The sequence below is a fragment of the Labrys neptuniae genome (assembly GCF_040797145.1).
Classification (GTDB): Bacteria; Pseudomonadota; Alphaproteobacteria; order Rhizobiales; family Labraceae; genus Labrys; species Labrys neptuniae.
Map to the genome: position 1 here is coordinate 270,295 of NZ_JBFNQD010000002.1, position 24,401 is coordinate 294,695.

21 protein-coding genes are annotated in these 24,401 nt (G+C 65.8%); 9 read left to right on the top strand and 12 right to left on the bottom strand.

All coding sequences use genetic code 11. The annotated features are described in order from the left end of the window. Window positions 1-16: 16 nt before the first annotated feature. The 3 genes from scpA to ABXS05_RS08600 are packed head-to-tail and all read right to left on the bottom strand — an operon-like array spanning window position 17 to window position 5,765. Window positions 17-2,179 (bottom strand): methylmalonyl-CoA mutase, encoded by a 2,163-nt coding sequence (gene scpA, locus ABXS05_RS08590; RefSeq protein WP_367623600.1) that lies wholly within the window; start codon window positions 2,177-2,179, stop codon window positions 17-19. A gap of 23 nt (window positions 2,180-2,202) precedes the next feature. After that, window positions 2,203-4,206, bottom strand: coding sequence for an acetyl-CoA carboxylase biotin carboxylase subunit (locus ABXS05_RS08595; RefSeq protein WP_367623895.1), 2,004 nt, complete (start codon window positions 4,204-4,206; stop codon window positions 2,203-2,205). Window positions 4,207-4,232: 26 nt separating this feature from the next. After that, entirely contained in the window at window positions 4,233-5,765 is a 1,533-nt protein-coding gene (locus ABXS05_RS08600; RefSeq protein ID WP_367623601.1) for an acyl-CoA carboxylase subunit beta, read from the bottom strand. Window positions 5,766-6,069: 304 nt separating this feature from the next. Here ABXS05_RS08600 and ABXS05_RS08605 point away from each other — a divergent pair, with 304 nt between their 5' ends. The 6 genes from ABXS05_RS08605 (at window position 6,070) to ABXS05_RS08630 (ending at window position 9,952) form a co-directional block, all read left to right on the top strand. Then, on the top strand, window positions 6,070-7,473 hold the full coding sequence (locus tag ABXS05_RS08605) for a helix-turn-helix domain-containing protein (RefSeq protein ID WP_367623602.1): 1,404 nt from the start codon (window positions 6,070-6,072) through the stop codon (window positions 7,471-7,473). A 10-nt stretch (window positions 7,474-7,483) separates the two neighbouring features. Beyond that, window positions 7,484-8,032: a cytochrome b/b6 domain-containing protein gene (locus ABXS05_RS08610; protein WP_367623603.1), complete on the top strand. Its 549-nt coding sequence runs from the start codon at window positions 7,484-7,486 to the stop codon at window positions 8,030-8,032. Between the two features lie 90 nt (window positions 8,033-8,122). Continuing rightward, complete coding sequence (locus ABXS05_RS08615; protein WP_105860858.1) at window positions 8,123-8,413, top strand: YciI family protein; 291 nt, start codon at window positions 8,123-8,125, stop codon at window positions 8,411-8,413. 21 nt (window positions 8,414-8,434) lie between these two features. Beyond that, window positions 8,435-8,854: an EVE domain-containing protein gene (locus tag ABXS05_RS08620; protein WP_311934155.1), complete on the top strand. Its 420-nt coding sequence runs from the start codon at window positions 8,435-8,437 to the stop codon at window positions 8,852-8,854. A gap of 22 nt (window positions 8,855-8,876) precedes the next feature. Next, a complete protein-coding gene (locus ABXS05_RS08625; protein ID WP_311934156.1) occupies window positions 8,877-9,485 on the top strand; it encodes an HAD family hydrolase in 609 nt (202 codons plus the stop codon). Window positions 9,486-9,511: 26 nt separating this feature from the next. After that, complete coding sequence (locus ABXS05_RS08630) at window positions 9,512-9,952, top strand: acetyltransferase (protein ID WP_311934157.1); 441 nt, start codon at window positions 9,512-9,514, stop codon at window positions 9,950-9,952. A gap of 165 nt (window positions 9,953-10,117) precedes the next feature. On the opposite strand, the gene ABXS05_RS08635 is transcribed toward ABXS05_RS08630, so the two are convergent. Further along, a complete protein-coding gene (locus tag ABXS05_RS08635) occupies window positions 10,118-11,029 on the bottom strand; it encodes a LysR family transcriptional regulator (protein WP_311934158.1) in 912 nt (303 codons plus the stop codon). Between the two features lie 101 nt (window positions 11,030-11,130). Here ABXS05_RS08635 and ABXS05_RS08640 point away from each other — a divergent pair, with 101 nt between their 5' ends. Continuing rightward, entirely contained in the window at window positions 11,131-12,198 is a 1,068-nt protein-coding gene (locus ABXS05_RS08640; RefSeq protein ID WP_367623604.1) for an aldo/keto reductase, read from the top strand. Between the two features lie 50 nt (window positions 12,199-12,248). On the opposite strand, the gene ABXS05_RS08645 is transcribed toward ABXS05_RS08640, so the two are convergent. The 6 genes from ABXS05_RS08645 to ABXS05_RS08670 all read right to left on the bottom strand — a co-directional run bounded on the left by ABXS05_RS08645 (window position 12,249) and on the right by ABXS05_RS08670 (window position 18,023). Continuing rightward, window positions 12,249-13,127 (bottom strand): sigma-70 family RNA polymerase sigma factor, encoded by an 879-nt coding sequence (locus tag ABXS05_RS08645; RefSeq protein ID WP_367623605.1) that lies wholly within the window; start codon window positions 13,125-13,127, stop codon window positions 12,249-12,251. Further along, window positions 13,127-13,579 (bottom strand): carboxymuconolactone decarboxylase family protein, encoded by a 453-nt coding sequence (locus tag ABXS05_RS08650; RefSeq protein WP_367623606.1) that lies wholly within the window; start codon window positions 13,577-13,579, stop codon window positions 13,127-13,129. Before ABXS05_RS08650 ends, ABXS05_RS08645 begins: the two co-directional genes overlap by 1 nt. A 208-nt stretch (window positions 13,580-13,787) precedes the next feature. Next, window positions 13,788-14,276 carry a DUF417 family protein gene (locus ABXS05_RS08655; RefSeq protein ID WP_367623607.1) on the bottom strand — a complete coding sequence of 163 codons (489 nt, stop codon included), beginning with the start codon at window positions 14,274-14,276 and terminating at the stop codon, window positions 13,788-13,790. A gap of 176 nt (window positions 14,277-14,452) precedes the next feature. Continuing rightward, window positions 14,453-15,043, bottom strand: a complete 591-nt coding sequence (locus ABXS05_RS08660; RefSeq protein WP_367623608.1) for a PqiC family protein — start codon at window positions 15,041-15,043, stop codon at window positions 14,453-14,455. After that, window positions 15,043-16,758 (bottom strand): PqiB family protein, encoded by a 1,716-nt coding sequence (locus tag ABXS05_RS08665; RefSeq protein WP_367623609.1) that lies wholly within the window; start codon window positions 16,756-16,758, stop codon window positions 15,043-15,045. Before ABXS05_RS08665 ends, ABXS05_RS08660 begins: the two co-directional genes overlap by 1 nt. Next, on the bottom strand, window positions 16,755-18,023 hold the full coding sequence (locus ABXS05_RS08670; RefSeq protein ID WP_367623610.1) for a paraquat-inducible protein A: 1,269 nt from the start codon (window positions 18,021-18,023) through the stop codon (window positions 16,755-16,757). Before ABXS05_RS08670 ends, ABXS05_RS08665 begins: the two co-directional genes overlap by 4 nt. 395 nt (window positions 18,024-18,418) lie before the next feature. Between ABXS05_RS08670 and ABXS05_RS08675 the strand changes: the two genes are divergently transcribed. Beyond that, on the top strand, window positions 18,419-19,309 hold the full coding sequence (locus ABXS05_RS08675; protein ID WP_367623896.1) for a phosphotransferase: 891 nt from the start codon (window positions 18,419-18,421) through the stop codon (window positions 19,307-19,309). 112 nt (window positions 19,310-19,421) lie between these two features. Further along, window positions 19,422-21,866: a GcvT family protein gene (locus ABXS05_RS08680; protein WP_367623611.1), complete on the top strand. Its 2,445-nt coding sequence runs from the start codon at window positions 19,422-19,424 to the stop codon at window positions 21,864-21,866. A gap of 170 nt (window positions 21,867-22,036) precedes the next feature. Here the strand turns inward: ABXS05_RS08680 and ABXS05_RS08685 are convergent, their stop codons facing one another. Together ABXS05_RS08685 and ABXS05_RS08690 are read right to left on the bottom strand one after the other, a co-directional pair. Beyond that, window positions 22,037-23,071, bottom strand: coding sequence for an aldo/keto reductase (locus ABXS05_RS08685; RefSeq protein ID WP_367623612.1), 1,035 nt, complete (start codon window positions 23,069-23,071; stop codon window positions 22,037-22,039). Between the two features lie 129 nt (window positions 23,072-23,200). Further along, window positions 23,201-24,385 (bottom strand): MFS transporter, encoded by a 1,185-nt coding sequence (locus ABXS05_RS08690; RefSeq protein WP_367623613.1) that lies wholly within the window; start codon window positions 24,383-24,385, stop codon window positions 23,201-23,203. Between the last annotated feature and the right edge of the window lie 16 nt (window positions 24,386-24,401).

Genomic DNA, 24,401 nt, shown 5'->3' on the forward strand with positions numbered 1-24,401 from the left:
CGCAAGGGGAGAAGGCTTATCGAAGCTCGTTGCTCAGCCGCCCCTCCAGCAGATCGAGCACGGTGCGCGCCGCGTCGAGCACCGGCGTGCCCGGGCCGAACACGGCCGAGACCCCGGCCTCGCGCAGGAAATCATAGTCCTGGCGCGGGATGACGCCGCCGCAGACCACGGCGATATCGGCCCGGCTGCGCGCCTTCAGCTTTTCGATCAGCTGGGGCAGCAGCGTCTTGTGGCCGGCCGCGAGCGAGGAGACGCCGACGACGTCGACCTTCTCGGCAAGCGCCAGGTCGACAGCCTCGTCCGGGGTCTGGAACAGCGGGCCGGCGACCACCTCGAAACCCATGTCGGTGAAGGCCGAGGCGACCACCCGGGCGCCGCGGTCATGGCCGTCCTGGCCAAGCTTGGCCACCAGGATGCGCGGCTTGGCCCCGCGTTGTGCCGTGAAGGCGGCGATGCGGCCGGCAAGGATTTCCACTTCCGGCCCTTCGCCGAAAGCAGGGCGATAAATGTCCGCCACCACCTTGGGACGGGCGCTGTGGTCGCCGAATTCGGCCCTGAGCGCGTCGGAAATCTCGCCCACCGTGGCGCGGTGGCGAGCCGCTTCGACGGCCGCCTCCAGGAGATTGCCGGTACCGCTACCGGCCACCTCGGTGAGGACGGCAAGGGCCTTGGCCACAGCCTGCGGGTCGCGCCGGCGCCGGACATCCGCCAGGCGCCGGATCTGCGCGGCGCGCACGGCGTGGTTGTCGATGTCGAGGCTGTCGATCGCGGGCTCGTCCTCGAGCTGGTAGCGGTTGACGCCGACCACCACCTCGTCGCCGCGGTCGACGGCCGCCTGCCGCTTGGTCGCCGCCTCCTCGATCAGGCGCTTGGGCAGGCCGGCTGCCACCGCCGCCGTCATGCCGCCCATCGCCTCCACTTCCTCGATCAGCGCCCAGGCCTGGGTTGCAAGGTCATGGGTGAGGCTTTCGAGATAATAGGAGCCGGCCAGGGGATCGACCACCTTGGTCACGCCGGTCTCGTGCTGCAGGATCAGCTGGGTGTTGCGGGCGATGCGGGCCGAGAATTCCGTCGGCAGCGCGATCGCCTCGTCGAAGGAATTGGTGTGCAGCGACTGGGTGCCGCCGAGAGCCGCCGCCATCGCCTCATAGGCGGTGCGCACGATGTTGTTGTAAGGATCGCGCTCGGCCAGCGAGACGCCCGAGGTCTGGCAATGGGTGCGCAGCATCAGCGACTGCGGATCCTTGGGGCCGAACTCGGTCATGATGCGCGACCACAACAGCCGGGCCGCCCGCAGCTTGGCCACCTCCATGAAGAAATTCATGCCGATGGCGAAGAAGAAGGAGAGCCGCCCGGCAAAGGCGTCGACGTCCAGCCCCTTGGCCAGCGCCGCCCGCACATAGTCGCGGCCATCGGCCAGGGTGAAGGCGAGCTCCTGCACCAAAGTCGCTCCCGCCTCCTGCATGTGGTAGCCGGAAATCGAGATCGAGTTGAAGCGCGGCATCTCCTTGGCGGTATAGGCGATGATGTCGGCGACGATGCGCATCGAGGCGGCGGGCGGGTAGATATAGGTGTTGCGGGTGATGAATTCCTTGAGGATGTCGTTCTGGATCGTGCCCGATAGTTTCGCGCGCGATACGCCCTGTTCCTCGCCGGCCACGATGAAGAAGGCCAGCACCGGCAGTACCGCCCCGTTCATGGTCATGGAGACCGACATCTCTTCGAGTGGGATGGCGTCGAACAGGATCTTCATGTCCTCGACGCTGTCGATGGCGACGCCGGCCTTGCCGACATCACCCTCCACGCGCGGATGGTCGGAATCATAGCCGCGATGGGTGGCGAGGTCGAAGGCGACGGAGAGACCCTTCTGCCCGGCGGCGAGTGCCTTGCGGTAGAAGGCGTTGGAGGCCTCTGCCGTGGAGAAGCCGGCATATTGGCGGATGGTCCAGGGCCGGCCGGCATACATGGTGGCGCGCGGGCCGCGCAGGTAAGGCTGCTGTCCCGGCAGGGAGCCGAGATGGCCGACGCCGGCGAGATCGGCCTCGGTATAGAGCGGCTTGACCGCGATGCCCTCCGGGGTCTGCCAGGTCAGGCTGTCGGGATCGGCCTTGACCTCCTTCCTGGCGAGTGCGCGCCAATCTTCGAGCGCGGTGTCGGCTGTGGAAGTCGGTGCAGACATGGCGGATCCTGACATGGCTGGCCTCATTCGAATTCGAGGATGAGTTCGTCGACGGCGAGACTGGCGCCTTCGGCCACGGCGATGCGGCTGATCGTGCCGGCCTTCTCGGCGCGCAACACGTTCTCCATCTTCATCGCCTCGATGGTGGCGAGCGCCTGGCCCGCTTCCACCGCTTCGCCTTCGCTGACGGTGATGGCCGCGACCACGCCTGGCATCGGGCAGAGCAGCAGCTTGGAGGTATCGGGCGGAATTTTCTCGCGCATCAGGCGGGCAAGCTCGGCGACGCGGGGACTGCGCACCTGCACCAGGACGTCGCGGCCATGCCAGCGCAGGCGCAGCCCGCCGGCGGTGATGCCGACCTTCACCGCCATGGCCTCGCCACCGACGCTGAACTGGCCGAGCGCCTGGCCGGGCGTCCAGCGGCTGGTGACGGCCAGCAACAGGCCGCCTTCGAAGACGACATGATAGCCGCCGTCGACCGCATCGATGGTGAAGGGCAGGGCCCGGCCTGCCAGAGTGGCGACGAAGTCGCGGCCGATGGCGCGCCGGTGATTGTCCATGGCGCCGGTGATGGCGCTGTCGCGGTGCTGGCGGATATGGCTGATCACCGCGGCCACGGCTGCCAAGCGCGGCAGGTCGGCGTCTCCAGGCTCGACGCCGGTAAAGCCCCCCTCATATTCCTCGGCGATGAAGGCGGTGGTCAGCCTTCCGGCGCGGAAACGCTCATGATCGGCCAGGGCCGCGAGGAAAGGCAGGTTATGGCCGATGCCCTCCAGCTCGAACTGGTCGAGGGCACGGGCGAGGGCATCGATCGCCTCCAGGCGGGTCGGGGCATAGGCGCACAGCTTGGCGATCATCGGATCGTAATGGATCGAGATCTCGCCACCTTCCTGCACGCCGGCATCGACCCGCACCAGGCCGCCCTCGCCATCCGGTCCTTCGGCGGGCGGGCGATAGCGGCTCAGGCGTCCGATCGAAGGCAGGAAGTTGCGATAGGGGTCCTCGGCATAGACGCGCGCCTCCATGGCCCAGCCGGTGAGGCGGACCTCGTCCTGGCTGAGGGGCAGGCGCTCGCCGGCGGCGACGCGGATCATCGCCTCCACCAGATCGAGGCCGGTGACCAGTTCGGTCACCGGATGCTCGACCTGCAGGCGGGTGTTCATCTCCAGGAAGTAGAAATTGCGGTCCTTGTCGACGATGAACTCCACCGTGCCGGCGGAGTGGTAGCCGACGGCGCGGGAGAGGGCCACGGCCTGCTCGCCCATGGCGCGCCTTGTCGTCTCGTCGAGGAAGGAGGAGGGCGCTTCCTCGATGACCTTCTGGTTGCGGCGCTGGATCGAGCATTCGCGCTCGCCCAGATAGATCAGATTGCCATGCTGGTCGCCCAGCACCTGGATCTCGATATGGCGCGGCTCGGTGACGAATTTCTCGACGAAGATGCGGTCGTCGCCGAAGGAGGACTTGGCCTCCGAGCGCGAGGCGCGGAAACCTTCGCGGGCCTCGGCGTCGTTCCAGGCGATGCGCATGCCCTTGCCGCCGCCGCCGGCGGAGGCCTTGATCATCACGGGATAGCCGATCTCGGCGGCGATACGGGCGGCCTCGGACGCGTCCTCGATCAGGCCCATATGGCCTGGAACCGTCGACACGCCGGCTTCGGCTGCGAGCTTCTTGGAGGTGATCTTGTCGCCCATCGCCTCGATCGCCTTGGGCGGCGGGCCGATGAAGGCGACGCCCTCCTCGGCGAGCGCGTTGGCGAAGGCGGCGTTCTCCGACAGGAAGCCATAACCCGGATGCACCGCATCGGCACCCGTCTCACGGATCGCAGCGAGTATGGCGTCGATCTTGAGATAGGACTGCGCCGAAGCCGACGGGCCGATGCGCACGGCCTCGTCGGCCTCGCGCACATGCACGGCATCGTGGTCGGCGTCGGAATAGACGGCGACGGTGGCGATGCCGAGCTTGCGCGCACTGCGGATGACGCGGCAGGCGATCTCGCCGCGATTGGCGATGAGGATCTTCTTGAACAAAACGGGCGTGGTCACGGTGTCGATCCTCACAGCGGCACGGTGTCGTGCTTGCGCCAGCGCGTCTCCACCGTTTTGCGGCGCAGGGCGGCGAAGGCGCGGGCGATGCGCTTGCGCGAGGTGTGCGGCAGGATCACCTCGTCGATGAAGCCGCGCTCGGCCGCGATGAAGGGATTGGCGAAGCGGGCCTCGTAGTCCCGGGCGCGCTCGGCGATCTTGGCGGCATCGCCGAGCTCGGCCCGATGCAGGATCTCGGCCGCGCCCTTGGCGCCCATCACGGCGATCTCGGCCGTGGGCCAGGCATAGTTGACGTCGGCGCCGATATGCTTGGACGCCATGACGTCATAGGCGCCGCCATAGGCCTTGCGCGTGATCAGCGTCACCATCGGCACGGTGGCTTGGGAATAGGCGAAGAGCAGCTTGGCGCCGTGCTTGATCACTCCGCCATATTCCTGGCCGGTGCCCGGCAGGAAGCCGGGCACGTCGACCAAAGTCAGGATCGGGATGGAGAAGGCGTCGCAGAAGCGCACGAAGCGCGCGCCCTTGCGCGAGGAATCGATGTCGAGGCAACCGGCCAGCACCAAAGGCTGGTTGGCGACCACGCCGACGGTCTGGCCCTCGATGCGGATGAAACCGGTGACGAGGTTGCGGGCGAAGGCTTCGCCCACCTCGAAGAAATCGCCCTCGTCGGCGACGGCCAGGATCAGCTCCTTCATGTCGTAGGGCCTAGTGGAGCTGTCGGGCACCAAAGTGTCCAGGCGCATCTCCAGCCGCGACGGGTCGTCGTGGAAGGGCCGCACCGGCGGCTTGTCGCGGTTGTTGAGCGGCAGGAAGTCGAACAGGCGCCGGATCTCCTCCAGCGCCTCGACGTCATTGTCGAAGGCGCCGTCCGCCACCGAGGATTTCTGGGTATGGGTGCGGGCGCCGCCGAGTTCCTCGGCGCTGACCACCTCGTTGGTGACGGTCTTCACCACGTCGGGGCCGGTGACGAACATGTAGGAAGTGTCGCGCACCATGAAGATGAAGTCGGTCATCGCCGGTGAATAGACCGCGCCGCCGGCACAGGGGCCCATGATCACCGAGATCTGCGGCACCACGCCGGAGGCCTCGACATTGCGCTTGAACACATCGGCATAGCCGGCCAGCGAAGCGACGCCTTCCTGGATGCGGGCGCCGCCCGAATCGTTGAGGCCGATCACCGGCGCGCCGTTGCGCAGGGCCATGTCCATAATCTTGCAGATCTTCTGGGCATGGGTCTCGGACAGCGAGCCGCCGAGCACGGTGAAATCCTGGCTGAACACATAGACGAGGCGTCCGTTGATCGTGCCCCAGCCGGTGACCACGCCATCGCCGGCGACCTTCTGGTTCGCCATGCCGAAATCCACGGCACGATGGGTGACATACATGTCGAACTCCTCGAAGGAGCCCTCGTCGAGCAGGACTTCCAGGCGTTCCCGGGCTGTCAGCTTGCCCTTGGCATGCTGGGCTTCGATGCGCCTGAGGCCGCCGCCGAGCCTCGCCTCCTCGCGGCGGCTTTCCAACTGTTCGAGGACGGCGCGCATCGGGCTTGCTCCACACGGTTCGACATTGCCTGGATCGACATCTCTCGCTGCCCGGCACGGCCCACGGAGGCATGAAACGCTGCCCTTGTCATGCCCGGGCTTGACCCGGGCATCCAGCGGCTCCCGTTTCATTGTCTCAGAAGGGGTTGGATTGCCGGGTCAAGCCCCGGCAATGACAAGCGTCTAGGCAATTCGATCCTTCACGGGAGGAACCGTTAGCTCTTCTGCGCTCTTTGTTCTTGCTTGAAAGAGTGCGAATGCATGATTTATGCTAATCGCGATTGTAAATTGCGAAATTGCGAATATGGCCGGCAAACTCTTCATCGGCGCCCGCCTCAGGGCCATCCGCGAGGCCGCCCACGCCACGCAGGCGGCGTTCGCCCAGCGGCTCGGCATCTCCACCTCCTATCTCAACCAGATGGAGAACAACCAGCGCCCCCTCTCGGCCGCGGTGCTGCTGGCGCTGGCCGAGCGTTTCGACATCGATATCGCCACCATCGCCCAGAGCGACGGCGACCGCCTGCTCTCGGCCCTGAACGAGGCCCTGGCCGATCCGCTCTTCGACGCTTTGGCGCCGAGCCTGCAGGAATTGAAGCTGGTCACCCAGAACGCGCCGGGCTTTGCCCATGCCCTGATCACCGCGCACCAGGCCTACAGGCGCAATTCCGAGCAATTGGCGAGCCTGGACGGACGGTTGGCGGGCGGCCTGTCCGAGCCGACGCCCTATGAGGAAGTGCGCGATTTCTTCCACTTCCTCGACAATTACGTGCATGAGCTCGACACCGCCGCCGAAGCCCTGGCCGAGCGCCTGGGGCTGCCCCGCCGCGAGCCCGGCGCCGCCTTCACCGCTCATCTCGAAAGCCGCCACCGGGTCAGGGTGATGCAGGCGCCGGCCGAGGAAGGCATCATCCGCGGCTTCGACAAGGAGGCGCGGGTGCTGCGCCTGCATCCCTATTCCCCTGCCGCCACCCGTCATTTCCAGCTCGCTTTCCAGATCGCCGCCTTGGAAGCGGAAGCCGAGATTGCGTCCATCCTGGCCGGAGCCGACTGGCGCAGCGCCGAGGCAGTGGAGATCGCCCGCATCGGCCTCACCAATTATTTCGCCGGCGCGCTGACCCTGCCCTACCGGGCTTTTCTCGCTGCGGCCCGGGAGTTGCGCCACGACCTCGAACTCCTCGCGGCGCGTTTCGGCGCCAGCCTCGAGCAGGTGGCCCATCGCCTCTCCACCCTGCAGCGGCCGGGCTTCAAGGGCGTGCCGGTGTTCTTCGCGCGCATCGACCGGGCCGGCAACATCACCAAGCGCCACAGCGCGGCCAAGCTGCAATTCGCCCGCTTCGGTTCCGCCTGCCCGCTCTGGAACGTGCACCAGGCCTTCGAGGCGCCGGGCCGCATCATCCGCCAGCTCGCCGAGACGCCGGACGGCGAGCGCTATCTCAGCGTCGCCACCGAGATCGCCAAGGGCGGCGGCGGCTTCAACGCGGCCCAGCGTCGCTATGCCATCACGCTCGGCTGCGAGATCGCCTATGCCCGGGACTTCGTCTATGCCGACGGTCTCGATCTTTCCAACCAGGCGGGTTTCGATCCGATCGGCATCTCCTGCCGCATCTGCGAGCGCCAGCACTGCCACCAGCGCGCCGTGCCGCCCCTGAAGGCGCATCTGGCGGTGAATCATGACCGGCGCGAAATCGTGCCCTATCGCATCGTCTAGGCTGGCTGCGATGGGGTGGAGCCCGAGAGCCCGGCTGTTTCACTGGATCACGGCGATCGCGATCACCGCGCAATGGATCATCGGCCTCTTCCTGCTCGGCGGCATGGCCATGGCGGGCAATGCCTGGCTGACGGCCCATCTCTCGCTCGGCCTGGTCCTCCTGGCGCTGACCCCGCTTCGGCTCGTCTCCCGGCTGTTCGACCATGCGCCGCGCCACGTTCGCTCTCCGCTTGCCGCGATCGTGGCGGGTCTCGCTCACGCCGGTCTCTATGCCTTGCTCCTGCTCGTGCCGCTCACGGGCTGGCTCGGCTATCGCCCGGCGCCGTTCATGCCGCCGCCGCTCGCCTTCGACCTGCTGCCCATGCCCGTACTGACGGGGCTGGAGGGCGTGTCACCGCGCACGATGCTGAGTCTGCATGCCCAGCTGACCTGGGCGCTCGTCGCCCTCGTCGTCGTCCATGTGCTGGCGGTCTTGTTCCACGCGGTCGTGCTGCGTGACGGCACCCTCGGCGGCATGCTGCATGGGCGCAACCGTGGCGCTGCCGATCGCAGGCCATAGACGTGTGCGGGAAGCGGGCCCGGCTTGTCTCTCGACATCCTCTCGCGAAATCGCTACGCGGGGATTGAAAACATCAGGAAAGGCGCCGCCATGCTATTCGTCATCCAATGCGAAGACATTCCCAATGGTCTCGAACTCAGGCAGGCGACGCGCCCGGCGCATCTCGATTATCTGAAGACGCAGGACGCCCATATTCTCGGCGCCGGCCCCTTCCTGGATGCCGAGGAGAAGATGGTAGGCTCGCTCCTCATCGTTGATTTCCCCAGCGAGGCCGAGGCCCGGACCTTTGCCGAGAACGATCCCTATGCCAAGGCCGGCCTGTTCGCCTCCACCAGCATCCGCCGCTGGCGCTGGGGCATCAAGCCCCCGGCCGGCCTCTGATCCGGGCAGGAGCAGACCATCATGGCCCATTGGCTGATCAAGTCCGAACCGGAAGTATGGAGCTGGGACCAGCAGGTCGCCGCCGGCGCCAAGGGCACGCCCTGGGACGGCGTGCGCAACCATGCCGCCAAGCTCAATCTCATGGCGATGAAGAAGGGCGACAAGGCCTTCTTCTACCATTCCAACGAGGGCAAGGCCGTCGTCGGCGTCGCCGAAGTGGCACGCGAGCACTATCCGGACCCGGCCACGCCCGGCCAGCCCTGGGTGCTGGTCGACTTCAAGGCGGTGGCGCCCTTCCCCAAGCCGGTGACCTTGGCCGACGTCAAGGCCGAGCCGAGGCTCGCCAACATGGCGCTGGTGAAGCTGTCGCGCCTCTCCGTGCAGCCCGTGACGGACGAAGAATGGCAGCTCGTCTGTGCGATGGGCGGCTACAAGGGCTGAATTCGGTGGACGGGGCGGCCCGATGATCGACTCTCATGTCATCCGAGCTGTTGCCTTCGACGCCTATGGCACGCTGGTGGAGATCACCGATAAGCGTCGCCCGTACGAGCGCGTTGCTCGGGCGAGAACGATTAATCCCCTCGTCTCGCCCATCACCCAGGAGCTTGATCTGATCGCCTTCGCCGATCGTTGCGGCCTTGTGCTCAATGCGCAATGGCAGTCTGATCTTGCAGCGGAGCTGAAGTCCATTCGCCCCTTCGAAGAAGGTCGGGATGTGCTGACCGCCCTGCATCGCGCCGGCTATCGTGTCGCTGTCGCTTCCAACCTTGCTTTGCCCTACGAGACCCCGATCCGGGCTTGCTATGGCGACCTGCTGGACGTTGCTTGCCTATCCTTCGAGATCGGTGCAGCCAAGCCCGACGCCCCTTTCTACCGGGCGCTATGCCGGCAGCTGGACTGTGAGCCGCAGGAAATCCTGATGGTTGGCGATAGCTGGCGAAGCGACTATCAAGGCGCAACGCGGGCCGGACTGCAGGCGCTGCATCTCGATCGCCGCGGCGTCGGGCCGGCGGGGCGGGAGGCCATCACCATCACGGATCTCCGCCGCCTGCTCGCCATCCTGCCGGCGTGAACGTCACTTTATTGGACTTGCTTGTCATGATTACTCTTCGCACCTCCCGCCCGGCGGACGTGCCCTTCCTGCTTGAGATCTGGCGCAGGTCGGTGAGGGCGACCCATGATTTCCTGCTGCCCGGTGATTTCGAGGCGATCGAGAAGCTAGTCGCCAATGATTATCTGCCGGCCGCGCCCCTGCATGTTGCCGCCGATGGCGACGACCGGCTGCTCGCCTTCATGGGCATATCGGATCGCCATATCGATTCGCTGTTCATCGACCCCGACAGCCGCGGCCAGGGTATCGGCACCTTGCTGGTTCGCCATGCCAAGGAGCAAGGCGAGGGCTCGTTGAGCGTCGACGTCAACGAGCAGAACACGCAGGCCGTCGGCTTCTACCGCCACCTCGGCTTCATCGAGACGGGCCGCTCCGCGCTCGATGGCGACGGGCGCCCCTATCCGCTGCTGCATATGCGCCTGGATTAGGCATCGTCCGGAAATAACGGAAGCGCCACCTTTGTCATGCCCGGGCTTGACCCGGGCATTCAGGGGCCTTACCTTCGACGTCTGAGAGCAGGAACTGGATTGCCGGGTCGAGCCCGGCAGTGACAAAGGCCGAGCCAATTCGGTTCGTTTGTTGACGGATGATCCTCAGTTTTTCGGACCCTTGCCCTGCTTCGCCGCAACGAAGTCGAGGAAGGCCCGCAGCGGCGGGGCCATCTGGCGGCGGCTGGGATAATAGAGGTGGAAGCCCGGAAAGGGCGGCGACCAGTCAGCCAGGACATGGACGAGCCGGCCGGAGTCGAGCCCGGCGCGGATCTGGTGCTCGAACAGATAGGCGATGCCGACGCCGGCCAGCGCCGCCAGGCAGGCGACCTCCGGTTCGTTGACGATCAGGGGGCCTTCGACGGCGGCTTCGAGGGGGCGGCCTTCACGCTCGAACTCCCAATGATAGAGGCTGAGATCGGTCGGCCAGCGGAAATTGATGCAGCGATGGCGCGCGAGGTCGTGCGGCGTCGCTGGCATGCCGTGGCGGGCGAGATAGGCCGGGGCGGCCACGGCCATCAGCCGGAGTTCGCCCCCGAGCCGCACGGCGATCATGTCCTTTTCCACCATCTCGCCGAGCCGCACGCCGGCATCGAAGCGATTGGCCACGATGTCGATTAGCCGGTCCTCGCTGACGAGATCCAGCGTGATGTCGGGATAGGCGTCGAGGAAAGGGCCGATCAGTGGCCCGATGACATGGATGGCGGCGATGCGGGTGGCATTGATGCGCAGGAGGCCGGCAGGGCTGTCGCGCAGGCTCCTGACATCGGCGACGGCGGCGTCGAGATCCGACAATGCCGGACGCAGCCGGGCAAGGAAGCGCTCGCCCGCCTGGCTCGGCGCCACGCTGCGGGTGGTGCGGTTGAGGAGGCGAACGCCGAGCCTCTCCTCCAGCGCGCGGATGGTCTGGCTCAGGGCCGAGGGCGACAGGCCGAGATGGGCGGCGGCCCGCGCGAAGCTGCCATGCTCGACCACGGCGACGAAAGCCCGCAGTTCCACATGTTCGCTGCCTCGCATTCTATACGCCCTTCTTCATAAGCTATGCGTATTCTATAGCATTAACGAAGCAGTCTCCAGGGAGCATCTTGCCGGCAACGTCGCAACGGAGGATGACCCCCATGACGCTCGCTTTGGATGACTACCGCCTGCTCGGCCGCTCGGGCCTCAGAATATCCCCGCTGTCGCTGGGCACGATGACCTTCGGCACGGATTGGGGCTGGGGTGCCGATGAGGCGGAAGCCCGCCGCATCTTCGATGCCTATGTCGATCGCGGCGGCAATTTCATCGACACCGCCAACCAATATACCAACGGCACGTCCGAGCGCTTCGTCGGCACCTTCGCCGCCGACCGCCGCGACCGGTTGGTGATCGCCACCAAATACACGCTGCCCTCCCGCCCCGGCGATCCCAATTCCGGCGGCAACCACCGAAGGAGCATGGTGCGTTCGGTCGAGGACAGTCTGAAGCGGCTCGGCACCGATTATATCGACCTGCTCTATCTGCATGCCTGGGACTTCACGACCCCGGTGGAGGAAGTGCTGCGCGGCCTCGACGACCTCGTGCACTCGGGCAAGATCGTCTATGCCGGCATTTCGGATACCCCGGCCTGGCAGATCGCCCGCATGCAGACCATCGCCGATCTCCGCGGCTGGGCGCCGCTGATCGCCCTGCAGGTCGAATACAATCTGATCGAGCGTACCATCGAGCGCGAGCTGGTGCCGATGGCAAGGGAGATGGGCCTCGGGGTCATTCCCTGGTCGCCGCTGGCCAGCGGCGTGCTCGCCGGCAAATACAGCCGGGCCGATCTCGACGACAGCGGCGGCTCGGCCGAAGCCTCCGGCACCCGCCGCAACGTCGCCCTCGGCAATGGCGCGCTCACCGAACGCGGCCTCGACATCGCCGATGTGGTCAAGGCGGTTGCCGGCGAGACCGGGCATACGCCCTCGCAGGTGGCCCTGGCCTGGACCCTGACCAATCCGGCGGTCGCCTCGCCCCTCATCGGCGCGCGTACCCTGGCCCAGCTCGAGGACAATCTTGGTGCGCTCGAGGTGACGTTCTCGGACGAGCAGCGCAGCCGGCTGGAGGCGGCCAGCGCCATCGAACTCGGCTTCCCGCACGACTTCCTCAATCGCCCGCTGACACGCAATGTGATGTTCGGCGGGCTGAAGATCCCGACGCGGGGGTGAAAAGGACTATTTTCCAATAGAAAAGGTAGCGCTGCCCCTCACCCTTACCCTCAATGCAGGGTCGCCTCCCCGATATGTTTGAGCTTGTCGGGATTGCGGGTGACGTAGATGCCGACGATCCGGCCATCGCGGATGTCGAGGGCGGTGGTCTGCAGCGTGTCGTCGCGTTCGATGGTGATGAAGCCCGGCAGGCCGTTGATATAGGTGAAGCGCACCAGCTTCGACATGGTCTCGGCGAAGTAATGCGCCAGGCCCGCCTGCAGCTTCATCACGTCCTCGATGCCGAAGATCGGCTTCATCGCGGCCGGCTTCTTGCCACCACCGTCGGAATGCACGGCGACATCGGCGGCCAGCAAAGCCTGGAGCGCCGTCATGTCGCCGCTGCGCGAGGCCGCGAAGAAGGCGTGGGCGATCTCCAGGCCCCGCTCCTTCGGCATGTCGAAACGCGGCCTGGAGGCACGGACATGGGTGCGTGCCCGGCTGGCGAGCTGGCGGCAGGCGGCGGCATCGCGTCCGATCGTCTCGGCGATCTCGTCGAAAGAAACGCCGAAGACGTCGTGAAGCAGGAAGGCGGCGCGTTCCAGCGGGGAGAGCCGCTCGAGCGCCAGCAGCAGGGGCAGGGTGACGTCCTCGACCTCGTCACCACCTTCCTCGATCACCGGCTCGGGCAGCCAGGGACCGATATAGGTCTCGCGCTGGCGCCGGGCCGATTTGAGCACGTCGAGGCAGAGCCGGGTGACGGTACGGGTGAGGAAGGCCAAGGGCACGCGCACCTCGCTGCGATCCGCGTCGAGCCAGCGCAGGAAGGCATCCTGCACCACGTCCTCGGCATCGGCGACCGATCCCAGCATGCGATAGGCGATACGGATCAGGCGCGGCCGCAAGGGGTCGAAGCTTGCGGCCGCATCGCTCTGGAGAGCGCCCGCCATCAGGCCGCCGCTTTCGCGCGCACCGGATGCACGGCATTGAAGCCGACATTGACCCGGTTCCAGCCATTGATGGCGACGATCAGCAAAGTGAGCTTCACCTGTTCCTCCTCGGTGAACTGCGCCTTCACCTGCTCATAGACATCGTCGGGCGCGCGCTTGTCGGCGACCAAGGTGAGGGCTTCCGTCCAGGCCAGGGCTGCGCGTTCGCGCTCGTTATAGAGCGGCGATTCGCGCCAGGCGTCGAGCAGATAGAGCCGTTCCTCGCTCTCGCCAAGCTTGCGCGCATCGAGGGCGTGCATATGCAGGCAGAAGCCGCAGCCATTGATCTGGGAAGCGCGCATCTTGACCAGTTCCATCAGGCTCACCTCGAGGCCATCGATGCCGGTCGAGAAATCGAGCCATTGCTTCATGATGGCGGGCGAGGCAGCGAAGGGGTTCAGTCTGGCTTTCATGATCATGTCCTCTTGATCGGTTTGCGCAGACATGACGAGCCGGCCTCCGCCGCTGTGACATGGAGGCGAAATTTTTTGAGCCAGATTCTGGAATAGGCGCCTCGATACGAGCGCAAGCTGCGATCCGGGTGGATTTCAGTCTGCCATAACTATTTGTTTTAAAAAGGTTATTTAGCCTGGTGGCCGACAGGCCTTCCCGGAAAGGGTTTCAGGCTGCTCGCGAGCCTGCAAGAGACCGCGGCAAGGAGGCCAGGAACAGGACAACGCAGACACAAAGCAGGACGATGTCCTTGAACAGGAACTCCCCGGTCAGATTCCAGGCCATCGGATCGCTCGACAGGCTCCATTGCACCACCCCGGGTGTGGTGAAGAAGAACGACCAGGTGATCGCGAAGGTGACGATGCCCATCAGCGAACCGGCAGCCGACAGGATCGGGTTGAACGCCCCTGCCGCAAGCAGCGCCGCAATGGCGAACTCGGCAACACCGAGGAAATACGCTTCACCCCGCAGGCCGAGCAGCGACAACCATGAGATGAAGGGGCTGTTGGTAATGAATTGGGCAATGCCCTGGGCCGACTGCAATGTGAATTTCTGCATGCCGAACGACACGAAGATTATCACCATGACCCAGCGGAGAATCGCCAGAAAACGATAGGAGCCGCTTCCGTTTTCCGAGATGTGGAAGACTGTATTCATGTGGGTCACTTCTTTCCTTTTTGGCATAGTGATTTCGAAGGCGCGCTGATGCGCGTTCCTCGCAACCACTACGTTGGGAAAGAACCGGCGTTACGTTGATCCGGTGTTTGGCGGCTCACAATGACGTGTATGGGCGGTCCGCGCTTATGGCGGACTCGAGAAGTGGCGTGCTCTCGTCAGCGCAGCTTGGCGGCGATATGCCCGGCGAGCTGGTCGAGGGCCGAGCTCATCGCCTCGACTTGGGCGGGCGCTCCCGCATCGGCCGGGGGCACGGCGATATTGGCCTGGGCCGCCGCGCTGCGGCCGCCATTGCGGTAATGCAGACGCCATTGTGCCTGCAGCAGCACGACGCCTTCTGCATTGGTGTCGAAGCGGCTCACCGAGAGCTCCAGCGTCGCCGATTCCTTGCCGGATACCGTCTGGCTGGTGGTCACCAGCGAGCCGGCGGGCAGGCGCCGGCGCAAATCCTCGGCCAGCACGCGCTGCACCATGGAGCCCAGCGGCTCGCCCCAGCGCTCGAACTCGGAGACCCCGAGCTGGACATCACCGGAGCGGCGCACCAGCTGCGGGCGGTCGAGATATTTCGCCACGTCCACCGTTTCGATCGACACCGAGAGCGGCCGGCCCGCAACCCTTTGCCCGCCCTGGGCAGCCAAGGTGTAGATCTTGGCGTCGGGCGAGGCGCAGGCCGCGAGCAAAGCGAGAGCCAGGCCCAGGCCTGCAAGGGCTGCAATGCGTCCAGAACGGCGGGCGGAGGAGAACGGCATCAGTTGCTTCCTCTGGTCTTGCCCCGGATCAGGGATTCGGGGTGCTGCTGCATATAGTCGGTGAGCACGCGGATGGAGCGCACGGCATCGTCGACCTGCGACATCAGGCGCGTGAGGTCGCGCTTGAAGCTGGATGAACCGCCATAACCCTGGTCGAAGGAGCCCAGGGTGGAATTGATGCGCTTCATCGACTGCTGGGCGGTGTCGAGCACCGGCTGCAGCCTCTGCATGGCCGGCGCAAGGTCCGTCTTGGCCTTGTCGATCAGCTCCCGTGCGGAAGTGAGGGCGCCGGCGAGCGAGCGCAGCGATTCCTTGATTTCCGGCCCGGCGGCCAGGTCCTGGAACGACTTCATGGTGTCGTTGGCCTGGAGCACCAGCTTGTCCAGCGGCAGCTTCGAAATGCGGTCGAGAATGTCGTTGACCGAGCGCAAGGCCGAATCGAACTGGTTCGGATTGGTCGGGATCACCGGATAGGCGTCGCCGGTTCCCAATTGGGCCGGTGCAGCCTTGGGATCGATATCCAACGACACCACGCTCTGGCCGGTGAGATAGTTGCTGGTCTTGATCTCGGCGCGCAGACCCTTGGCGACCAGAGACTTCAGCACGGTTTCGGGATCGATCGGGCCGGTGGCGCCGACCACCTGGACGCGCTGCGGTTCGATCTCGATCAGCACCGGTGCGCGCGGCGCATTCTTGGTGACGTCATATTGCAGGTTGACGTCGACGACCTGGCCGATCTTGAGGCCATGCCACTCCACATTGGAGCCGGGAACGAGACCGCCGACCGACGAGTCGAAATAGACCAGATAGCGCAGGCGGATGGTGTATCTGGCCTCGTCAGCGCTGGCCTGGTCGCTGTAGAGGGTGAAAGCCGTCTTGGGGGGAGCCCGCTCGCCCGCCGGCACGCCCGTCGGCGTATCGAAGGCGATGCCACCTGCGAGCAGGGCCTGGAGGGAATCGAGCTGCAGCCGGAAGCCTTGCGGACCCGTGGTGAGCGAAACGCCCGAAGCGCTCCAGAAATTACTGGAGGTCAGCACTTCCCTGTCATAGGGGTCGCGGACGAAGGCGCGGATGGTGATACCGGCCGAGGCATTGGAGGAATCGTAGCCCAGGACCTGGCCGACTTCGAGGCCGCGATAGAAGATCGGCGAGCCGACGCCGACCGAGCCGATCTTGGTGGCTTTGAGGGCGAATTCGGTGCCCGGAGCGTCGGTGGGGATGACGGGCGGTACCTCCAGACCGGTGAAGCTGTCGGTCGTCTCGCCGGACTTGGCCGGATCGAACTCGATATAGACGCCGGACAGCAGGGTCGACAGGCCCGACACGCCCGAACTCGCCGACAGGCGCGGGCGCACCACCCAGAACAGCGAGTCCCGGCGCATCAGGGGAGCAGCCTGCTTGGACATCTCGGCCGTGGCGATGACGTGGCTGCCGTCGGGCGCCAGCGTCACGCTCTTCACCGTGCCGAATACGATGGCCTTGTAGCGCAGCTGGGTCTTGCCCGGTTCCAGCCCTTCGGCGGTGCGGAAGGAGATAGTGATCTCGGGACCCTTCTCCGACAGCGTCACCCAGGCCAGATAGAGCCCGATCCCGATCGCAGCCAGCGGCACCAGCCAGATCAGGGGCAGTCGCCGGCGCGGCTTGCCGATCTCGGGTGTGGCCGGGCCGTCGCCATGCTCGAAAGCGCCATTTTTGGGGGCATCGGAATCGGTCAATGGCTTGGCTTTCCCTTCTGGCGGTCGAGATTGTCCCACATCAGGCGGGGATCGAAACATTCGGACGCGATCATGGTGATGATCACCACGGCGGCGAAGGCGATGGCGCCGACGCCGGGCTGGATGCTGGCCACCCCGCCCAATTGCACCAGCGCCACCAGGATCGAGATCATGAAGATGTCGACCATCGACCAGCGCCCGATGAATTCGATGAGGCGATAGGCGACGGTGCGGTCCCGCAGGCGCCAGGTCGAGCCGCGCTGGGTGGTGATCAGCAAGGTCGCCAAGCCCGCCAGCTTGAGCGTGGGCACCAGGATCGAGGCGATGAAGACCACCGCCGCCACCGGCCACATGCCGGCATCCGCCAGCTGGATGATGCCGCCGATGATGGTGGAGGGATCTCCGCGCCCCAGCATGTAGACCGCCATGATCGGGTAGATGTTGGCGGGGATGTAGAGGATGGTGGCGGTGATCAGCAGGGCCCAGGTGCGGTTGATGCTGTCGGGCTTGCGCAGATGCAGCGCCGCCTTGCAGCGCGGACAGTTGCCGTGGCCCGAATCGGGCAGGTTGGAGGCAAGCCCGCAGGCTTCGCACAGCGCCACGGGTCGCCTGGGGTTCACCACCGGCGGCGGCGGCACCAGGCCCTTGCGCTCGAAGCTGCGCCAGATGGTCTCGTCGTCGAGCAGGGCGCTGGTCGCTACCGTCACCAGCATCAGTGCCGCTACCGCGAATACAGCGGGACCGAGTTCGATGCTGGCGAGCTCGATCAGCTTCACATAGGCGACGATCAGGCCGAATATGTAGACCTCGATCATCGCCCAGCGGCCGACGAAACTGGAGCCGCGATGAACCAGAGGCAGCCAGCGCGGCGGACGCCGCATCCTCAGCCCGGTCAGGACCGCGAGGCGGGCGAGAATCTGCAGGCCTGGCGCCACCAGCATGGTGATGCCGACGACGATCGCCAGTTCCCACAGGCCCTGGTCGTAGAGCGACTTGATGCCGGTGACGAGCCCGGCGACCTGTATCCGCCCTGAGATCTCCAGCTTGATGAAAGGCAGGAAATTGGCCATGGCAAAGCAGGCGGCGCCAGCCAGGCTATAGGCATAGGCATGGCTCAGCGAGATGACGCGGTAATGCTCCATGGTGGCGCCGCAACGCGAGCAGCGCGCGCGCATGCCGTCCTGAAGCGGCGGCACGTCGTGCAGCAGCCCGCAGTCGTGGCACTCCATGATCTGGGTGGCACTTCGCGTCGTCGGGGTGATCACCCGATCTGTCCGCCCGGTCGCCATGTTACCGTTGCACTCGAATCACAAAAGAACTCCGGCCTTACCGTAGCGGCATTCCGCCAATGGAGACGACGAATCTTCCCTGAAGTCTCCCTTCGGGCCGACCGTAACTCCGATGTCTTGAGCCCGAACGGCTCTTTCCAAACGTTCGTGCGCGGACGACTGCATTTGCTGCAATACGCCGCTTCCGATCCCCTTTTGTCGCATGCTGCACGAAAAGCCAAGGCTTAGACGGTATTAGAATTGACGAGGTGCCGACTTCGGAGACGCCCAAGGGGCTTCGTGCCCCGACCATTGTCGGGCGTGCCGTCTGGACGATTTGATACCGATCGGGTTAGGCTGCCCCAACCTTGAACAAACCATCCGGAGCCGCCATGCCCAAGGTGCCGCTTCACAGCCCCCGGGAGAGGGCGGCGACCCTGGCCTGCTGGCGCGGCAGGGTCGATCCGCAGCCGCTCGGCGGCGGCATCACCAACACCAACTTCACCGTGGTGGACGGCGACGGCAAATATGTCGTGCGGATCGGTGACGACATTCCCCTGCACCAGATCAGCCGCGCCAACGAACTGGCCGCCAGCAAGGCGGCCTTCGCCGCCGGCATCTCGCCGGAAGTGGTGCATCACGAACCGGGCGCGCTGGTGCTGCGCTTCATCGAGGGGCGCACCTTTACGCCCGAGGATGTGCGCGATCCCCGCAACCACCAGGCCATGATCGAACTGGTGCGACGCTGCCATCGCGAGATGCCCCGTTTCTTCCGGGGCCCGGCCGCGATTTTCTGGGTGTTTCAGGTCCTGCGTGACTATGGCCATACGCTGAGGGAAGGCTCCAGCCGGCATCTGCCGCTGCTGCCGCGCCTGCTCGCCGAGAGCGAGCGGCTGGAGGAAGGCGTCGGCCCGGTCGACATCGTCTTCGGTCACAACGATCTGCTCGCCGCCAATTTCCTCGACGACGGCAAGCGCCTCTGGCTGGTCGACTGGGACTATGCCGGCTTCAACTCGCCTCTGTTCGACCTCGGCGGCCTTGCCTCCAATTCCGAGCTCGACGTCGCTGCGCGTGACGGCCTGACGGAGGCCTATTTCGAGCGGCCTCTCGATGATGGGTTGCGCCGGCGTCTGGCCGCCATGACCGCGGCGTCGCTGCTCCGTGAGGCCATGTGGAGCATGGTGTCGGAAATCCATTCCGCCCTCAATTTCGACTATGTCGCCTATACCGCCGAAAATCTCAGGCGCTACGAGGTGGCGTATGCCGCCTGGCGGGATGGGTAGCTTGGAGCGCGGACTTCTCAGCGACATGCTTGCATGTCGCGATATCCGCTCTTCCCCTTAAGCGCAGCGTTTCCAAGAGCGGACTGGAAGTCCGCGCTCCCAGGAGATCTCCATGTCCGACCTGCCCACTTCCGCCAAGATCGTCATCATCGGTGGCGGCATCATCGGCTGTTCCACCGCCTATCATCTCGCCAAGATGGGGCTGACGGACGTGCTGGTGCTCGAACGCGGCAAGCTCACTTCGGGCTCGACCTGGCATGCGGCCGGTCTGGTCGGCCAGCTCAGGACCAATGCCAATATCACCCAGCTGCTTGGCTATTCCGTCGCCCTCTATGATCGGCTGGAGCAGGAAACGGGCCTGGCCACAGGCTGGAAGCGCAATGGCGGCCTCCGGCTCGCCTGCAACCAGGAGCGCTGGACCGAGGTGAAGCGACAGGCCACCACCGCGACCTCCTTCGGCCTGGAAATGCAGCTGCTCAGCCCGAAGGAGGCGCAGGATCTCTGGCCGCTGATGCAGGTCGACGACGTGGTCGGCGCCGCCTTCCTGCCGACGGACGGGCAGGCTTCGCCCTCCGATATCACCCAGTCGCTCGCCAAGGGCGCGCGCATGGGCGGTGTCACCTTCCGCGAGGGCGTCACCGTTACCGGCATCGAGGTAGAGGGCGGCGTCGCCAAGGCTATCTTGACCGACCAGGGGCGTATCCAAGCGGAGAAAATCGTCGTTTGCGCCGGCCAATGGTCGCGGGAAATCGGCCGCATGGCCGGGGTCAACATCCCGCTGGTGTCGATGCAGCATCAATATCTGATCACCGAGCGGATCGAGGGCGTCACCTCCAATTTGCCGACTCTGCGCGATCCCGATCGCCTCACCTACTGGAAGGAGGAGGTCGGCGGCCTGGTGATGGGCGGCTACGAGCCCAATCCCAAGCCCTGGACCAATAGTGGTGCAACCGAAAAGTTCGAGTTCCAGCTGCTGGACAACGATCTCGACCATTTCGAGCCGCTGATGGAGCTCGCCATCGGCCGCGTGCCCGCCATGGAAAATGCCGGCATCAAGCAGTTCATCAATGGGCCAGAGAGCTTCACGCCGGACGGCAATTTCATCCTCGGCGCGGCGCCGGAGACCAAGGGTGTCTATGTCGGCTGCGGCTTCAACGCCTTCGGCATCGCCTCAGGTGGCGGCGCCGGCATGGCCCTGGCCGAATGGGTGGCCAGGGGCGAGCCGCCCTATGACCTCTGGGCCGTCGATATCCGTCGCTTCGGCAAGAACACGCTCGACACCGGCTGGGTCAACCAGCGCACCATGGAGGCCTATGCCAAGCACTACACCATGGCTTGGCCCTTCGAGGAATATCAGTCCGGCCGTCCCCTGCGGCGCTCGCCTCTCTATGACCGGCTCAAGGCGCAGGGCGCCGTGTTCGGGGAGAAGCTCGGCTGGGAGCGGCCCAACTGGTTCGCCGTGGCGGGCGAGGAAGCCAGGGACGTCTATAGCTATGGCCGCCAGAACTGGTTCGAAGCTGTCGGCCGCGAGCACAAGGCTTGCCGCGAGGCGGCCGTGGTGTTCGACCAGACCTCCTTTGCCAAGTTCACCGTGAGGGGGAGCGACGCCAACGAGGCTCTGTCCTGGCTCTGCGCCAACGACGTGGTCAAGAAGCCGGGCAGCCTGACCTATACCCAGATGCTCAACCGCAAGGGCGGCATCGAGACCGATCTCACCGTGGCCAGGCTCGGCGACGGCAGCTACTACCTCGTCACCGGCACCGGCTTTGCCACCCATGACCTCGACTGGATCCGGCGCAACATCCCGGACGGGCTCGATGTCGAGGTCGAGGACGTCACCTCGCAATTTTCCGTGCTGGTGCTGATGGGCCCCAAGGCGCGCGAGATCCTGGGAGCGCTCACGGCTGAGGATCTTTCCAATGCCGCCGCGCCCTTCGGCAGCGCCCGGCCGCTGCACATTGCCGGCGCGCGCATCCTGGCCCTGCGCGTCACCTATGTCGGCGAACTCGGCTGGGAGCTGCATGTGCCGATGGAGTTCGCGCTGACGGTCTATGATGCGCTGATGGCGGCCGGCACGCCGCTCGGCCTCGTCAATGCCGGCTATCGCGCCATCGAATCGCTGCGGCTGGAAAAGGGCTACCGGGCCTGGGGCGGCGAGATCGGGCCGGATCATTCGCCCCTGATGGCCGGCCTCGGCTGGGCGGCGAAGCTGAAGAAGGACATCCCCTTCCTCGGCCGCGAGGCCCTGCTCGACCAGGCGGCCAAGCCGCTGCCGCGCCTGCTGGCCGGCTTTACCGTCGATGACCCCGAGGTGATCCTGCTCGGCCGCGAGACCATCTATCGCAACGGCAAGCGCTGCGGCTGGCTGGCCTCGGCCGGCTATGGCTACACTGTGGGCAAGAGTATCGGCTACGGCTATGTCCGCGATCCCGCCGGCGTCGACGCCGACTATGTGCTTTCCGGCAGCTATGAGCTGGAAGTCGCGACGGAACGGGTGAAGGCTGAGGTGTTCCTGGAGCCGCTTTATGATCCCAGGATGGAACGGGTGAAGGGATAGGGGAGGTGTCCTCTGGGACCGCCAGCATCCTGCTGGCTCTGCTTTCCCGCAAATGCGACCTTTGCGGGTATTCGCCGACGACGAAGAGCCAGCAGGATGCTGGCGATCCCAGGAAGGGCGCCTCGCCGGGACAGCGAGGCGCTTGCGGTGATTGGGGGTAGCGTGTCCCCTCACACCACCGGTGGGTTCAGGCGGGCGAAGCCTTCCTGGCGGCGGTAGGGGAAGTAGGGATAGGCCGCTTCCACCGCGCTGGCCGCGTCGAGCTTCTGGCGCTGTTCCGGCGTCAGGCTCCAGCCGATGGCGCCGAGATTTTGCCTGAGCTGGTCCTCGTTGCGGGCGCCGATGATCACCGAGGAGACGGTGGGGCGGCCGGTGAGCCAGTTGATGGCGATCTGCGGCACGGTCTTGCCGGTTTCCTCGGCCACGTCGTTCAGGGCGTCGATGACGCGGAAGAGGCGTTCGTCATCCACCGGCGGGCCGAAATCGGCGGTCTGGTGCAGCCGGCTGCCGGCCGGCAGTGCCTGGCCGCGCTGCAGCTTGCCGGTAAGCCGGCCCCAGCCGAGCGGGCTCCAGACCAGCGCGCCGACGCCCTGGTCGAGGCCGAGAGGCATCAGCTCCCACTCATAGTCGCGTCCGATCAGGGAATAATAGGCCTGGTTGGCGACATAACGCGTCCAGCCATGCCGGTCGGCGATGGCGAGCGACTTCATGATCTGCCAGCCCGAGAAGTTGGAGACGCCGAGATAACGCACCTTGCCGGCACGAACGAGGCCGTCCAGCGTCGAGAGCACCTCCTCGATCGGCGTCCCCGCATCGAAGGCATGCAGCTGCAGGAGGTCGATATGGTCGGTGCCGAGACGGCGGAGCGCCGCCTCGACGGCACGGATCAGGCGCTCGCGCGACGTGCCGTAGTCATTGGGCCCGTCGCCCATCGGTAGGGCGGTCTTGGTCGAGATCAGCACCTCGCTGCGGCGGCCCTTGATGGCGGCGCCGAGAACCTCTTCGGATGCGCCGTTCGAATAGACGTCCGCGGTGTCGAACAGGTTCACGCCAGCTTCCAGGCAGATGTCGAGAAGGCGGCGCGCCTCCTTCTCGTCCGTGGTGCCCCAGGCGCCGAACAGGGGTCCCGAGCCGCCGAACGTGCCGGCACCGAAGCTGAGGACCGGCACTTTCAGGCCGGATGCGCCGAGACGACGATAGTCCATGGTGATGTCCTTTCCAAAAGGCAGAGCGGATTCAGGCTGACTGGCCCGGAGCAAGGCGCGTTCTTGGCTGAACGCTTGTTTGCTCAAATCCTTTGTTTCGACGCGTCTTTGCGGTTCGAGGGGAACCCTTCAAATCGCAAAACGCTTTTGGGGTTCGGGCTGGCGGTCGAGCGCGGCGCTCCACAGCGTCAGCACCAGGGCGATGGCGACCAGGGCGGCGCCGACCAGGGGCGTCAGGCCGAGGCCGAGCGGCGAGGCCACCACCAGCCCGCCGACCCAGGCGCCCAGGGCGATGCCGAGGTTGAAGGCAGCGATGTTGAGGGCCGAGGCGACATCGACGGCGGCCGGGCGATGGACCTTGGCAAGCTGCACCACATAGAGCTGCAGGCCGGGCACGTTGGCGAAGGACAGGAAACCGAGGGCGGCCAGCGTCACCAGGGTCAGCACCGGCGAGGTAGCGGTGAAGGCAAAGGCAGCCAGCACGGCAGCCTGCAGGGCGAACAGGCCGATCAGCGCCTTGGCGGGATTGCGGTCGGCGATGCGGCCGCCCACGAGATTGCCCACGGCGATCGCCGCGCCATAGAGCACCAGGATCAGGCTGACGCTGCCGGCGGCAAATCCGGTGATCTTCTCCAGGATCGAGGCAAGATAGGTGAAGGCGACGAAGGTGCCGCCATAGCCGAGCGCCGTCATGGCGAAGACCAGCAGCAGGCGGCCACTGCCGAGAACCCGGATCTGGTCGATCAACCTGGCCGGCGGCGCCTTGCGCAGCGTGGCCGGCAGCAGCACGGCGATGGCAATGAAGGCGATCAGGCCGAGGCCTGCGACGCCCCAGAAGGTGGCGCGCCAGCCGAAGCTCTGGCCGATGAAGGTGCCGAGCGGCACGCCGGTGACGATTGCCACCGTCAGGCCCATGAACATCATGGCGATGGCCGAGGCGCGACGATCGGGCGCGACAAGATCGGCCGCGATGGTAGCGCCGACCGAAAAGAACACGCCATGGGCGAAGGCGGAGATCACGCGGGCGACCACTAGCAATTCATAACTTGGGCTGAGTGCGGCCGCGCTGTTGCCGACGACGAAGAGTGCCATCAGGCCGAGCAGCAGGCCCTTGCGGCCGAGGCGTCCGGTGAGGGCGGTGAGGATGGGGGCGCCGAAAGTCACGCCAAGAGCGTAGACGCTGACGATCAGGCCGGCGAGCGGCAGGGTGATGCCGAGATCGGAAGCGACCGTCGGTAGCAGGCCGACGATCACGAACTCCGTGGTGCCGATCGCATAGGCCGCGATCGTGAGGGCAAGGATGGCGAGGGGCATGAGAGTGGTCCCAACA